Origin of the sequence: Streptomyces sp. NPDC090127 (genome assembly GCF_044746945.1) — a bacterium.
Classification (GTDB): Bacteria; Actinomycetota; Actinomycetes; order Streptomycetales; family Streptomycetaceae; genus Streptomyces.
In genome coordinates this window covers 960,880-974,288 of sequence record NZ_JBIVDE010000001.1, presented here as the reverse complement: position 1 = coordinate 974,288, position 13,409 = coordinate 960,880, and the positions used below count along the sequence as shown (strand labels likewise).

Here is a 13,409-nt window from a genome sequence, read left to right as displayed (position 1 = left end):
TTCACCACCATGACCGACGTAGCGGACACCGTCACCCTGCCGCCGCTCCACCCCTCCTCCAGCGCCGCGGCGCTGGAGGCGGACGCCGTCTCGGCCTGGTTCGGCGACCACAAGGTCCTCGACCGGGTCTCCCTCGCCATGCCCGCCCGTGAGGTCACCGCCCTCATCGGCCCGTCAGGCTGCGGCAAGTCCACCTTCCTGCGCATCCTCAACCGGATGCACGAGCTGATCGGCTCGGCCTCGCTGGCCGGCCGGGTCCTGCTCGACGGCGAGGACATCTACGACCGGGGCCGCCGCATCACCCACGCCCGGCGCGAGATCGGCATGGTGTTCCAGAAACCCAACCCGTTCCCCGCGATGTCCCTCTACGACAATGTCCTGGCCGGTCTGAAGCTCAACGGCATCAAGGCGACCCGCGACGGCCGGGACGACCTCGTCGAGGAGTGCCTCACCAAGGCAGGGCTCTGGCGCGAGGTCAAGGACCGGCTGCGGCAGCCCGGCGGCGCGCTCTCCGGCGGCCAGCAGCAGCGGCTCTGCATCGCCCGCTCGCTCGCCGTCCGGCCCCGCGTGCTGCTGATGGACGAGCCCTGCTCGGCGCTCGACCCGACCTCCACCCGGCGCGTCGAGGAGACCATCGCCGAGCTGAGGTCCGAGATCACGATCGTCATCGTCACCCACAACATGCAGCAGGCCGCCCGGGTCTCCGACTCGTGCGCGTTCTTCCTCGCCGAGCAGGGCACCCCCGGCGTGATCGTCGAACACGGCCCCACCGACCGGATGTTCGGCTCACCGCGGGACTCCCGTACCGCCGACTACGTCAACGGCCGCTTCGGCTAGACCGGACGGGGGGCTCACGGCGCGCCCCGTACGACCGGACCGTACGGAGAGCCTCACGGCGTGCCCCGTACGACCAGAGCGGACGGGGGGCAGACGGCGCGCGCCGTACGGCCGGACCCGGCGGGGCTCACGGTGCGCCCCGCCACACCAGCAGCATGTACGCGCCCAGCCACGCCGAGGACAGCGCCGCCCCGCCGAGCACCAGGGCGGCGACGTGGCGGCGCGCCCGGCCGGCCGCGAGCGCCAGCGGGAGCAGCAGCGGGAAGCCGGGCAGCAGGAACCGGGCGCGGGGGAAGTACACGCCCCCGCTGCCCAGGACCACGAGCAGCAGCACGCCCGCGAAGACGAGCAGCGGCAGCGGCTGCCGGTCGGCGACGCAGAGCGCGAACAGCGCGACGGCGGCGATCATGGCGAGCGAGACCATGACCAGGAAGAGCTGCGGGTCCTGGGTGTAGACGAGCTGCCTGCGCAGCTGGCGCAGCGTCACCGAGCCGCCGTCCCAGGCGTTGCCCCAGGACCTCTGCACCACGAAGTAGCCGTCCCAGCGGCCGAGCCTCAGCCCCACCCAGCCGACGTACCCGAGCCAGCCGAGCGGCGCCGCCAGGGCGGCGGCGAGCGCCCACCGGCTGCCCCTTCGCGCGGCGCACAGCCCGCCCACCGTCACGGCGGCGGCGACCGCGATCCCGGTCGGCCGGGTCAGCCCCGCCGCCACCGCGAGCCCCGCCGCCCAGGCCCAGCGCCCGTCCAGCACGGCGAACAGCGCCCACGCGGCCAGAGCCGTGAACAGCGACTCCGTGTACCCCATCCACTGGACGACGGCGACCGGCAGCGCGCCCCACAGCACCGCGAGGACCGTGCCCACCCGGCGTTCGTACAGCCGGTCGCCGACCGCGAAGATCCCCCAGGCGGCGGCCAGCGAGCAGAGCACGGCGAGGACCAGGCCGACGGAGGCGCGCGAGCCGGGGGTGACGGCCGCCACCGCCTTGATCAGGGCCGGGTAGAGCGGGAAGAACGCCATCGGCCGGTCGCCCGGCGGCTCACCGGGCGGTCCGGGCGCGTACCCGTGGTCGGCGATCGCGAGGTACCAGCGCGAGTCCCAGGACGTCGCGAGCGCCGGCCAGATCCCGTGCCCCCGCAGGTGGGCCCAGCGGCCGAGGACGAGCAGACCCAGGAGCCGTACGGCCAGATAGCCGAGGAGCGCGGGCGCCGCGTGCCGCAGGGTGCCGCGCACCCGCTTCGGGAGCCGGACGCCGTGCGCGGACGGCGGCCGCCGGGAGGCGGGAACGGTCGGTCGGGCGGTCAGGACCGGAGGCACTGCGGCTCCAGGAAGGCTCGGCGGGACACCGGGTCACCCTGGCCGGAACCACCTGATCGCGGGACGCCCGTTGCGCCGGCTGCCGTACCGAATTCACCCGTACGGGAAAAGGACGTGAGGCCCGTACGGAGGAGATTCCGTACGGGCCTCACGCGAGGACGCGGGCCGCTACAGACCGGTCGCTACAGGCCGGCCGCCTCCGACAGGTCGCGCTTGATCGCGGCGAGGATCTCGGCGCCCGTCGCGCGGGCCGTCGCCAGCTCGCTCGCGTCGGCGACCGGGACCACGACCTCCAGGTAGCACTTGAGCTTGGGCTCCGTGCCGGACGGGCGGACGATCACCCGGGCCTTGTAGTCGCCCTCCAGGTAGTAGCGCAGACCGTCCGTCGGGGGCAGCGACTCCGTGCCCTTCGTCAGGTCCTCGGCCGTGGTGACCGTCAGACCCGCGAGGCGGACCGGCGGGCGCTCGCGCAGCGCGCTCATCGCGTTCGCGATGACGCTCAGGTCGTCGACCCGCACCGACAGCTGGTCCGTGGCGTGCAGCCCGTGGGCCACCGCCAGGTCGTCGAGCAGGTCGGTGAGCGTACGGTCCTGCTCCTTGAGCACCGAGGCAAGCTCGGCGACGAGCAGCGCCGCCGTGACGCCGTCCTTGTCCCGGACGCCCTCAGGGTCGACGCAGTAGCCGAGCGCCTCCTCGTAGCCGTACCGCAGGCCGTCCACGCGGGCGATCCACTTGAAGCCGGTCAGGGTCTCCTCGTAGCCGACACCCGCCGCCTCGGCGATCCGGCCCAGCAGCGAGGACGACACGATCGACTCGGCGAAGACGCTGTTCCTGTCGCCCCGCGACACCCCCTTGTGCACCAGGTGCGCGGCGAGCAGGGCCCCCACCTCGTCACCGCGCAGCATCCGCCAGCCGCCCTCGACGCCGGCGTCCGGCACGGCCACGGCGCAGCGGTCGGCGTCCGGGTCGTTGGCGATCACGATGTCGGGGCCCACGGCGCGGGCCGCCTCGAAGGCGAGGTCCATCGCGCCCGGCTCCTCCGGGTTCGGGAAGGCGACCGTCGGGAACGCCGGGTCCGGCTCGGCCTGCTCGGCGACGAGCGCGGGCGGCGGGAAGCCGGCGCGGGCGAAGGCGGCCGTGACGACGTCCTTGCCGACGCCGTGCAGGGCCGTGTAGACCGTCCGGACGGTACGGGGGGTGCCGGGGGTCAGGACGGCGTCCGTACGGGCCAGGTAGGCCTCCAGGACCTCGTCGCCGAGGGTCTCCCAGCCGGACTCCGGGCGAGGGACGTCGTGCAGCGAGCGGACCGCGGCGATCTCGGCGGCGATCTCCGCGTCGGCGGGCGGCACGATCTGCGAGCCGTCGCCGAGGTAGACCTTGTAGCCGTTGTCGCGCGGCGGGTTGTGGCTCGCGGTCACCTCGACACCGGCGACGGCGCCCAGATGCCTTATGGCGTACGCGAGGACCGGCGTCGGCAGCGGGCGGGGGAGCACGGCGGCGCGGAGTCCGGCGCCGGTCATCACGGCCGCGGTGTCGCGGGCGAAGTCGGCGGACTTGTAGCGGGCGTCGTAGCCGACCACGACCAGGCCGCCCTCCTGGCCCTTGGCCTTGAGGTACGCGGCGAGGCCGGCGGCGGCCCGGATGACCACCGAGCGGTTCATCCGCATGGGGCCCGCGCCCAGCTCGCCGCGGAGGCCGGCGGTGCCGAACTGGAGCGTGCCGGCGAACCGGGCCGCGAGCTCGCCGGTCTCACCGGTCTCGATGAGCTTGGCGAGCTCCTCGCGGGTCTCACGGTCGGGGTCCTCGGCGAGCCATGCCTGGGCCCGGGCGAGGAGGTCGTCCTGCGTCACGGTGTGCCTTTCGGGAGGGTCGGGGGAGGGGTGGGGTCGCGGGCCGGGGGCGGAGTGGGGCGGGGGCGGACGCGCCGCGGGCCGGTGGCTCGCTGCGCGGAGCCTTCCCCCGGCCCGCCCCTTCCCGAAACCGGGGGCTCCGCCCCGGACCTCCGCGCCGTACCCGCCGGCGGGGAGTGGAACCGGGGGCGGGGTGCGGACACCCGCCCCGGCGCCGTCAGATGCGGTCGAGGACCCGCGTCAGCAGCTCGCCCATCCGGGCGGCCGAGTCACGGCCGGCCTGGAGGACCTCCTCGTGGTTCAGCGGCTCGCCCGAGAGGCCCGCCGCCAGGTTGGTGACCAGGGAGATGCCCAGCACCTCGGCGCCCGCCTCACGGGCCGCGATGGCCTCCAGGACGGTGGACATGCCGACCAGGTCGCCGCCCACGACGCGGACCATGTTGATCTCGGCCGGGGTCTCGTAGTGCGGCCCGGGGAACTGCACGTAGACGCCCTCTTCGAGGGTCTCGTCGACCTCCTTGCACAGCGCGCGCAGGCGCGGCGAGTAGAGGTCGGTGAGGTCCACGAAGTTCGCGCCGACGATCGGGGAGGCGGCCGTCAGGTTGATGTGGTCGCTGATCAGGACCGGCTGGCCGGGGCGCATGCCCTCGCGCAGACCACCGCAGCCGTTGGTCAGGACGACGGTCTTGCAGCCGGCGGCGACGGCGGTGCGCACCCCGTGGGAGACGGAGGCGACGCCCCGGCCCTCGTAGAAGTGGGTGCGGCCCAGGAAGACCAGGACGTGCTTGGCGCCGATCTTGTACGAGCGGACCGTGCCGCCGTGGCCCTCGACCGCGGGCGGCGGGAAGCCGGGCAGCTCGGTCACGGGGAACTCGGCCTCGGGCGCGCCGAGCGCGTCGACGGCCGGCGCCCAGCCGGAGCCCATGACGAGCGCCACGTCGTGGTTCTCGATTCCGGTCAGCTCGCGAAGGCGCGCGGCTGCGGCCTCGGCGGCCTCGTACGGGGTGGCAGTTGCGTTCACTGACTCTCTCGCCTCGGGGAGGGGGGTCCGAGGGGAGCACCCCGGACGGATTTCGTACGCGCAGAAGCGTAGCCCGAGAATTCCTACGCGCGTAGATGACGATGCTGACGGACATGCGATCGTTGTGTTGTCGTTTCCGACGAATGGCCCGGTCGTCACCCTGATGTGCTCGGGCCCCACCTCGCACCGGCCCCTGCCCGGCCCGCCGGGCGCGCCCTCAGCAGGGGCGCTTGCGCAGCTCCATCACGTAGTCGTGCGGCGCGCCCGCCGACTCCGCCGCGTCCGCGACCTCGCCCAGGTAGCGGGCGGACGGCAGCCCGCCCTCGTACGCGTTCAGGACGTAGACCCAGGCCGCCTCGTCGCCGTCCAGGGTGTGCACGCGCACCCGCATCCGCCGGTAGATGTCGAGGTTGACGCCCTCCCAGCGGTCCATCGAGTCCTGGTCCATCGGCGCGATGTCGTACAGCGCGACGAAGACCTGGGAGCGAGGGGCCTCGACGATCGTGGCCAGCGCGCCCTCCCAGCCCATCTGCTCCCCGCCGAAGGTCAGCCGCCAGCCGTTGAGCCAGCCGGTGCCGCGCAACGGGGAGTGCGGGGCGCGGCGGGTCATGAGCCGCGCGTCGAGGTTGCCGGCGTACGCGGCGTAGAGCGACATGGGGTCGAGGGTACGGGAGGGGAGAGCGTGTCGGCGGAAGTCGGTGGTGGGGCCGGTACGGGGTCCGTTCGGAGGCCCCGGCGCGAGTCGGGCGGGCGCGTGCGGGACAATGGGGTACGCACTTGAAGCGTGCGGGACAATGGCGTACGCACTGCAGCCCAGCGGGGGACCCCCCGGCAGAACGAGAGCGCGAGGCGTAGATCCCAGTGACCCGGATCGTGATCATCGGCGGCGGACCCGGCGGATACGAGGCTGCCCTGGTGGGCGCCCAACTCGGCGCGGAGGTGACCGTCGTCGACTGCGACGGGCTCGGCGGCGCGTCCGTCCTGACCGACTGCGTCCCCTCGAAGACCCTCATCGCGACGGCCGAGGTGATGACCACCTTCGACTCCTCGTACGAGGAGCTGGGCATCATCGTCGCCGACGACACCCCGCACGTGGAGCAGGCCGCCCGCGTCGTCGGTGTCGACCTCGGCAAGGTCAACCGCCGGGTGAAGCGCCTCGCGCTCGCCCAGTCCCACGACATCACCGCCTCCGTGACCCGGGCCGGCGCCCGGGTGCTGCGCGGTCGCGGCCGGCTCTCCGGGCAGCAGGCGGTGGACGGATCCCGTCAGGTGATCGTGACCGCCGCCGACGGCTCCGAGGAGGCGCTGACCGCCGACGCGGTGCTGATCGCGACCGGCGGCCACCCGCGCGAGCTGCCCGACGCCCAGCCGGACGGCGAGCGGATCCTCAACTGGACCCAGGTCTACGACCTCAAGGAGCTCCCCGAGGAGCTCATCGTGGTCGGCTCCGGTGTCACCGGCGCCGAGTTCGCCGGCGCCTACCAGGCCCTCGGCTCCCGGGTCACCCTGGTCTCCTCCCGCGACCGGGTGCTCCCGGGCGAGGACCCGGACGCCGCGGCCGTCCTGGAGGACGTCTTCCGCCGCCGGGGCATGAACGTCATGGCCCGCTCGCGCGCCGAGTCCGCCAAGCGGGTCGGCGACCGGGTCGAGGTCACCCTCTCCGACGGCCGGGTCATCTCCGGCAGCCACTGTCTGATGGCCGTCGGCGCCATCCCGAACTCGGCCGGAATGGGTCTGGAGGAGGCCGGGGTCCGGCTGAAGGACTCCGGACACATCTGGACCGACAAGGTCTCCCGCACCTCCGCCCCCGGCGTCTACGCGGCCGGTGACGTCACCGGCGTCTTCGCGCTCGCCTCGGTGGCCGCCATGCAGGGTCGGATCGCGATGTACCACTTCCTCGGCGACGCGGTGGCCCCGCTGGACCTGAAGACGGTCTCCTCGAACGTCTTCACCGACCCCGAGATCGCCACCGTCGGTTACACGCAGGCCGACGTGGACGCGGGCAAGATCGACGCCCGGGTCGTCAAGCTGCCGCTGCTGCGCAACCCGCGCGCCAAGATGCAGGGCATCCGGGACGGCTTCGTCAAGATCTTCTGCCGCCCGGGCACCGGGATCGTGGTCGGCGGCTGTGTCGTCGCCCCCAAGGCGAGCGAGCTGATCCACCCCATCTCGATCGCGGTCGACAACAATCTGACCGTGGAACAGATCGCAAACGCTTTCACCGTGTACCCCTCCCTGTCGGGCTCGATCGCGGAAGTGGCACGGCAGTTGCACACCCGAAAGGTGACGGGCGAGGCCTGATCAGGCGCCCGCTCCCCCTCCCGCCTGGGGAGATCTGGACAACCCCCGGCAAGGCGGGGCATAGAACGACCAACGACGGGGCCTCCCATATCACTTGGAGGCCCCGTCTGTGCGCATCTTCTGCAATTCGGCGCATAGTGCTGAAAAGTTCCGGCCGCTCAGGTTACTGTCAGTTTCGTGTTCGCTGCAGAACGTCGTCAGTTGATCCTCGAAATGGTGCGCGCCAACGGAGCCGTGTCGCTCCGGGAGCTCGCCCGCGTCGTCCAGACCTCAGAAGTGACCGTACGGCGAGACGTGCGGGCACTGGAGGCAGAAGGACTCCTCGACCGCCGGCACGGCGGTGCGGTACTGCCGGGCGGCTTCACGCGAGAATCCGGCTTCCCGCAGAAATCCCATCTCGCCACCGCGGAGAAGACGGCCATCGCCGACGTCGCCGCGAGCCTCGTCGAGGAGGGCGAGGCCATCGTCGTCGGCGCCGGGACGACCACGCAGGAGCTGGCCCGCCGGCTCGCCCGCGTGCCCGGTCTGACCGTGGTCACCAACTCCCTGCTCGTCGCCCAGGCCCTGGCCCACGCCAACCGGGTCGAGGTCGTCATGACCGGCGGCACCCTGCGCGGCTCCAACTACGCGCTGGTGGGCAGCGGGGCCGAGCAGTCCCTCCAGGGGCTGCGGGTCTCCCGGGCCTTCCTCTCCGGCAGCGGCCTGACCGCCGAGCGTGGCCTCTCCACGTCCAACATGCTCTCCGCGAGCGTGGACCGGGCGCTGGTGCAGGCGGCGGCCGAGGTCGTGGTCCTGGCCGACCACACCAAGCTCGGCACCGACACCATGTTCCAGACGGTGCCGACGGACGTCATCACCCGCCTGGTCACCGACGAGCCCCCGGCGCACGACGACCGGGCCGCGACGGAGCTCCAGGCGCTGGCCGACCAGGGCGTGCAGATCGCCGTCGCGGGCACCGGCGCGGGCGGTGACGTGGTCCCCCCGCCCGGACGCCCCCGCCGCGACGTCCCGCTCCCGGGACAGCGGGGCCGCCACCCGGGCGGTCAACTCCGCAGCGCGGGCGGGGCGCTGACCGGTGAGGTGCTCGCCCCCGAGCGCGCGGCGCGGGTGGCGGACATGCGCAGGCGCTGACCGGCACGAGGCCCCTCCCCCAGGGGGCCTGCCGGGCCTGTGCCTCGACCGCCCCCAGGGTGCCGACCGTCCTCGGGGTGCCGACCGTCCCCAGGGTCGACCGCCCCTAGGGTGCCGACCGTCCTCAGGGCGCCGACCGGGGCCCTCCCCCTCAGCGCTTCAGCCCCCGGAGGGTCAGCGCGAGGAGGCGGTCGGCCAACTCCTCGTCCTGCGGAGACTGTTCGGCGGCCAGCGCGATCGCGTTGGTGAGCTGCATCAGATCCCCGATCGACACGTCGTCGCGTACCGCCCCCGCCTCCTGGGCCCGCGACAGCAGGGTCTCACCGGCCGCGCGCAGCGGCACACCGCACTGGGCGAGCGCCGAACTCGCGTCCCGCGAGCTCGACATGGCCGTCATCAGCGCGCGCGAGAGCCCACGGTACTCACCCGCATGAGTGATCAGGGAGCGCAGCCACTCCACGAGCGCCGGGCACGGCTCCTCGGCCTCCGCCAGCTCCTGGCCGTGCTGCAGCAGCGCGGCCAGGGCCTCCTGGAAGACCGCGTTGATCAGCGCCTCGCGGGCGGGGAAGTGGCGGTACAGCGTGCCGATGCCGACCCCCGCACGCCGGGCGACGTCCTCCAGGGACGCGTCCGTGCCGTGCACGGCGAAGACGGCACGGGCCTCGGTGAGCAGCCGCTCGTGGTTGCGGCGCGCGTCGGCGCGCATGGGTCTCCCCTCCGGATACGGGCGAAGGGCCCACCGGCGGTACGCCTGCGGGCCCTTCGTACGGTACGTGCTGGGTGCTCAGTCCTTGATCTCGCAGATGGGGGCGCCGGAGGTGAGGGAGGCGCCGACCTCGGCGGTGAGGCCCTTGATGGTGCCCGAGCGGTGGGCGTTGAGGGGCTGTTCCATCTTCATGGCTTCGAGGACGACGATGAGGTCGCCCTCCTTGACTTCCTGGCCCTCTTCGACGGCGACCTTGACGATCGTTCCCTGCATGGGGGAGGCCAGGGTGTCGCCGGAGGCGGTGGGGCCGGACTTCTTCGCGGCCCGCCGCTTCGGCTTGGCACCGGCGGCCAGGCCCGTACGCGCCAGGGACATGCCCAGCGAGACGGGGAGGGAGACCTCCAGGCGCTTGCCGCCGACCTCGACGACGATGGTCTCGCGGCCCGACTCGTCCTCGTCCGCCTCGGATCCCGCCGGGTTGAAGGGCTTGATCTGGTTGTCGAACTCGGTCTCGATCCACCGGGTGTGGACGCGGAACGGGTCGGCGGTGAAGGCGGGGTCGGCGACGGCGGCCTGGTGGAAGGGGATGGCGGTGGCCATGCCCTCGACCTTGAACTCGGCCAGGGCGCGGGCGGCGCGCTGGAGGGCCTGTTCGCGGGTGGCGCCGGTGACGACGAGCTTGGCCAGGAGGGAGTCCCAGGCGGGGCCGATGACAGAGCCGGACTCGACGCCTGCGTCGAGGCGGACACCGGGGCCGGTGGGCGGGGCGAAGAGGGTGACGGTGCCGGGGGCGGGCAGGAAGTTCCGGCCGGGGTCCTCGCCGTTGATGCGGAACTCGAACGAGTGACCCCTTATGGCCGGGTCGTCGTAGCCGAGTTCCTCGCCGTCGGCGATCCGGAACATCTCCCGTACGAGGTCGATGCCGGTGACTTCCTCGGTGACCGGGTGCTCCACCTGGAGGCGGGTGTTGACCTCGAGGAAGGAGATGGTGCCGTCGGTGCCGACGAGGAACTCCACCGTGCCGGCGCCGACGTAGCCGGCTTCCTTCAGGATCGCCTTGGACGCCGTGTACAGCTCGGTGTTCTGGGCCTCGGTGAGGAAGGGCGCGGGGGCTTCCTCGACGAGCTTCTGGTGGCGGCGCTGCAGCGAGCAGTCGCGGGTGGAGACGACGACGACGTTGCCGTGGGTGTCGGCCAGGCACTGGGTCTCGACGTGGCGGGGCTTGTCGAGGTAGCGCTCGACGAAGCACTCGCCGCGGCCGAAGGCGGCGACGGCCTCGCGGACGGCGGAGTCGTAGAGCTCCGGGACCTCTTCGAGGGTGCGGGCGACCTTCAGGCCGCGTCCGCCGCCACCGAAGGCGGCCTTGATCGCGATCGGCAGGCCGTGCTCCTTCGCGAAGGCGACGACCTCGTCGGCGCCGGACACCGGGTCGGGGGTGCCGGCGACCAGCGGCGCGCCGGCGCGCTGGGCGATGTGACGGGCGGCGACCTTGTCGCCGAGATCGCGGATGGCCTGGGGCGGGGGACCGATCCAGGTCAGTCCGGCGTCCAGGACGGCCTGCGCGAACTCGGCGTTCTCGGAGAGGAAGCCGTATCCGGGATGGATGGCGTCCGCACCGGAATCCTTCGCGGCCTGCAGCACCTTGGCCATGTCCAGGTAGCTGGCGGCCGGGGTGTCACCGCCCAGGGCGAACGCCTCGTCGGCCGCACGGACGTGCAACGCGTCCCGGTCCGGCTCGGCGTAGACGGCAACGCTCGCGATCCCGGCATCCCGGCACGCCCGGGCGACGCGGACAGCGATTTCGCCACGGTTGGCGATGAGCACCTTGCGCACGATGGCTCCCTCCTTGAAAACAAGCTGAGTTTAGGGACTGCCGACACGGCCTTTCGACCCGTCCCCAGTGGTGAGCTTGCCCACACGGAGCGTGATACGAGGCGTTCGGGGTCATGAAATCCCTTGTCGTACCACGGTACGCAGGACTCCTCTACGGCACAGTAGCTCCGAGGTGTGGCACAGGTCTCTGTTCAGGCGACCAGTCGCCGATCAGGTTTCTTTGTCGAGTCCCTACGAATGGCGCAATGATTCTTTGCGCGTGCTCCGTCCGTCGCCGACCCTTGTCCGCGGGTTTACCCGGCAGTAGCCTTCGCGCTGTCGTACGTACTGTCGGTAACAGTCGTCAGCAGGGGGTGGCCGGGGTGGCCCGAAGATCGATAGCACTCGTGACGGCGGGGGTGCTCTTTCTGGAGGCGCCCGCCATCGTCGCGCTCAACGCCGTCATGGCACGGCTCCTGGAGATCCAGTCGATGTCCCTGGACGGGCTCGACCCGGACCACATGGTCACCGGGACCTGGGTGATCGGCATCGTCTCCGGCGTGCTGCTCGCCCTCTGCGGCACCGTCGCGCTGATCGCCGGCATCCGGGACCGGCGCCCGGGGCGCGCCGGCCGGGCCCTGCTCATCGGCTGCGCGGTCGTGCACGGGCTGCTCGGCGCGGTGACGGTCGGTCTGATCGGGTGGGGCGCCTTCGCGTTCATGACGGTGGTGCTCGGCCTGATCGTGCTGACGCTGGTGGCGTACGGCAAGGGCGCCGACGCCCCCGAAGGGGCACCGGCGCCCGCGTAGCGCCGGCGAGCCGCGCGCTCAGTGCCACAGGTCGGTGATGGAGACCCCGAGCTTGCCGAGCAGCGTGCGCAGCAGCGGCAGCGACAGGCCGATCACGTTGCCCGGGTCGCCGTCGATGCCGTCGATGAACGGCGCCGAGCGGCCGTCCAGGGTGAACGCGCCCGCCACGTGCAGCGGTTCGCCGCTGGCCACGTACGCGGCGACCTCGGCGTCGGTCGGCTCGCCGAAGCGGACCACGGTCGAGGCGGTCGCCGACTCGTACCGCTTGGCGGCCGTGTCGTAGACGCAGTGGCCCGTCTGCAGGATGCCCACGCGGCCGCGCATGGCCTTCCAGCGGGCGGTGGCCTCCTCGGGGTCGGCGGGCTTGCCGAGGGCCTGCCCGTCGAGCTCCAGGACCGAGTCGCAGCCGATGACCAGGGCGCCGAAGACCTCGGGGCGGGCGGCGACATGGGCGGCCTTGGCCTCGGCGAGGGCGAGGGCGAGTTCGGCGGGCGTCGGGGCGTGGACCTTGTCCTCGTCGACGCCGCTCACGATGACCTCGGGGGCGAGTCCGGCCTGCCGCAGCAGTCCGAGCCGGGCGGGCGAGGCGGAGGCGAGCACGAGACGGCGTCGATCAGGAGTCATGGGGAAAGCGTAGCCAGTACGGCCGCTCCCGGTGGCTCCGGCGGGCACGTCGCCTGCCGGCGGGCGGCGCGCGGGTCCCGCCGGTCGTGGTCTGCTGATGTCGTGGTCTGCGGATGTCGTGGTCAGTGGATGCCGGCCACGAGCATCGCCACCACCATCGCCAGGGCCAGCAGGATCGACGCGCGGCGCAGCATCGCCTGCATGTCGCGCATCTCCTTCGGCGGCTCGTTCTCCGGGTCGGACCACAGCATGCGTCCGATCCTGCTCGCGCGACGGCCGGGGCGCCTGAGTACCCGTACTCAAGCGACCCCGTGCCGAAGAACTAGTCACATCGAGGTGAACGCCCCCGCCTCCGCGGCCGTCAGTGCCGCCCGGACCGCCCGCTCGCCGTCCTCGGGGCCGAGCGGCTCGCGCGTGATCATGAAGCGGTAGTAGAGCGGGGCCGAGACCGCGCGCAGCAGTTCGAGGCCGTCCGTCTCCGGCGGGATCTCGCCGCGCGCCGCCCCCCGCTTCACCACCGGGGCCCATTCCTCCAGGCGGGCCCGGTAGAAGCCGTTCAGGGCCTCGGCGCACTCCTCGTCGCAGGCGGCGGCCGCGATGACGGCGCGGAAGACCCCGCCCATCCGGGGGTCGGTGAGCGTCCTGACGACGAGCGTGGCGTTGGCGTGCAGGTCGCCCGCGAGGCTGCCGGTGTCGGAGGCCGGCAGGGACTGCTCGGCCATGTCCCGGAGCAGGTCGGCGACGAGGCCGACGGGGGAGCCCCACCGTCGGTAGACGGTCGTCTTGCCCACGCCGGCGCTCGCGGCGACGTGGTCCATGTTCAGCCCGTGGAAGCCCGAAGCGGCCAGGGCGTCCTCGGTCGCCTCGAGGACGGCCCGGCGCACCTTCGCGGTACGGCCCCCGGGACGCACGGTGCCGGGCACGGCCGGCTGGCTCTCACTCAAACGGGTCTCCTGTTCCATTAACGCCTTCGAGTCTGCTACGGTACGGGACATCTTAACGG

At 72.8% G+C, this 13,409-nt stretch carries 13 protein-coding genes; 4 read left to right on the top strand and 9 right to left on the bottom strand.

The window, feature by feature from the left end; genetic code table 11:
* The first annotated feature begins 9 nt into the window (after positions 1-9).
* Positions 10-837 carry a phosphate ABC transporter ATP-binding protein gene (locus ACIPPS_RS04300; RefSeq protein WP_401426620.1) on the top strand — a complete coding sequence of 276 codons (828 nt, stop codon included), beginning with the start codon at positions 10-12 and terminating at the stop codon, positions 835-837.
* Between the two features lie 127 nt (positions 838-964).
* Here the strand turns inward: ACIPPS_RS04300 and ACIPPS_RS04295 are convergent, their stop codons facing one another.
* The 4 genes from ACIPPS_RS04295 to ACIPPS_RS04280 form a co-directional block, all read right to left on the bottom strand.
* Entirely contained in the window at positions 965-2,152 is a 1,188-nt protein-coding gene (locus ACIPPS_RS04295) for a hypothetical protein (protein ID WP_401426618.1), read from the bottom strand.
* A gap of 182 nt (positions 2,153-2,334) precedes the next feature.
* Positions 2,335-4,002, bottom strand: a complete 1,668-nt coding sequence (locus tag ACIPPS_RS04290) for a phospho-sugar mutase (protein WP_401426616.1) — start codon at positions 4,000-4,002, stop codon at positions 2,335-2,337.
* A 217-nt stretch (positions 4,003-4,219) separates the two neighbouring features.
* A complete protein-coding gene (locus tag ACIPPS_RS04285; RefSeq protein ID WP_401426614.1) occupies positions 4,220-5,023 on the bottom strand; it encodes a purine-nucleoside phosphorylase in 804 nt (267 codons plus the stop codon).
* A 217-nt stretch (positions 5,024-5,240) separates the two neighbouring features.
* Positions 5,241-5,678 carry a gamma-glutamylcyclotransferase gene (locus ACIPPS_RS04280; RefSeq protein WP_401426612.1) on the bottom strand — a complete coding sequence of 146 codons (438 nt, stop codon included), beginning with the start codon at positions 5,676-5,678 and terminating at the stop codon, positions 5,241-5,243.
* A 206-nt stretch (positions 5,679-5,884) separates the two neighbouring features.
* On the opposite strand from ACIPPS_RS04280, the gene ACIPPS_RS04275 reads away from it, so the two are divergent.
* Positions 5,885-7,324: an NAD(P)H-quinone dehydrogenase gene (locus tag ACIPPS_RS04275; RefSeq protein ID WP_401426610.1), complete on the top strand. Its 1,440-nt coding sequence runs from the start codon at positions 5,885-5,887 to the stop codon at positions 7,322-7,324.
* Between the two features lie 177 nt (positions 7,325-7,501).
* Positions 7,502-8,455 carry a DeoR/GlpR family DNA-binding transcription regulator gene (locus tag ACIPPS_RS04270; RefSeq protein ID WP_401426608.1) on the top strand — a complete coding sequence of 318 codons (954 nt, stop codon included), beginning with the start codon at positions 7,502-7,504 and terminating at the stop codon, positions 8,453-8,455.
* Between the two features lie 151 nt (positions 8,456-8,606).
* On the opposite strand, the gene ACIPPS_RS04265 is transcribed toward ACIPPS_RS04270, so the two are convergent.
* Positions 8,607-9,161 carry a TetR/AcrR family transcriptional regulator gene (locus ACIPPS_RS04265; RefSeq protein ID WP_401426606.1) on the bottom strand — a complete coding sequence of 185 codons (555 nt, stop codon included), beginning with the start codon at positions 9,159-9,161 and terminating at the stop codon, positions 8,607-8,609.
* 78 nt (positions 9,162-9,239) lie between these two features.
* Entirely contained in the window at positions 9,240-10,994 is a 1,755-nt protein-coding gene (locus ACIPPS_RS04260; protein ID WP_401426604.1) for an acetyl/propionyl/methylcrotonyl-CoA carboxylase subunit alpha, read from the bottom strand.
* Between the two features lie 386 nt (positions 10,995-11,380).
* Between ACIPPS_RS04260 and ACIPPS_RS04255 the strand changes: the two genes are divergently transcribed.
* Positions 11,381-11,782, top strand: coding sequence for a hypothetical protein (locus ACIPPS_RS04255; RefSeq protein WP_401426602.1), 402 nt, complete (start codon positions 11,381-11,383; stop codon positions 11,780-11,782).
* An 18-nt stretch (positions 11,783-11,800) separates the two neighbouring features.
* On the opposite strand, the gene ACIPPS_RS04250 is transcribed toward ACIPPS_RS04255, so the two are convergent.
* The 3 genes from ACIPPS_RS04250 to ACIPPS_RS04240 form a co-directional block, all read right to left on the bottom strand.
* Positions 11,801-12,406 carry a nucleoside triphosphate pyrophosphatase gene (locus ACIPPS_RS04250; RefSeq protein WP_401426600.1) on the bottom strand — a complete coding sequence of 202 codons (606 nt, stop codon included), beginning with the start codon at positions 12,404-12,406 and terminating at the stop codon, positions 11,801-11,803.
* A 122-nt stretch (positions 12,407-12,528) separates the two neighbouring features.
* Positions 12,529-12,657 carry a morphogenic membrane protein MmpB gene (gene mmpB, locus ACIPPS_RS04245; RefSeq protein WP_401426597.1) on the bottom strand — a complete coding sequence of 43 codons (129 nt, stop codon included), beginning with the start codon at positions 12,655-12,657 and terminating at the stop codon, positions 12,529-12,531.
* 75 nt (positions 12,658-12,732) lie between these two features.
* On the bottom strand, positions 12,733-13,401 hold the full coding sequence (locus tag ACIPPS_RS04240) for a TetR/AcrR family transcriptional regulator (RefSeq protein WP_401426595.1): 669 nt from the start codon (positions 13,399-13,401) through the stop codon (positions 12,733-12,735).
* Between the last annotated feature and the right edge of the window lie 8 nt (positions 13,402-13,409).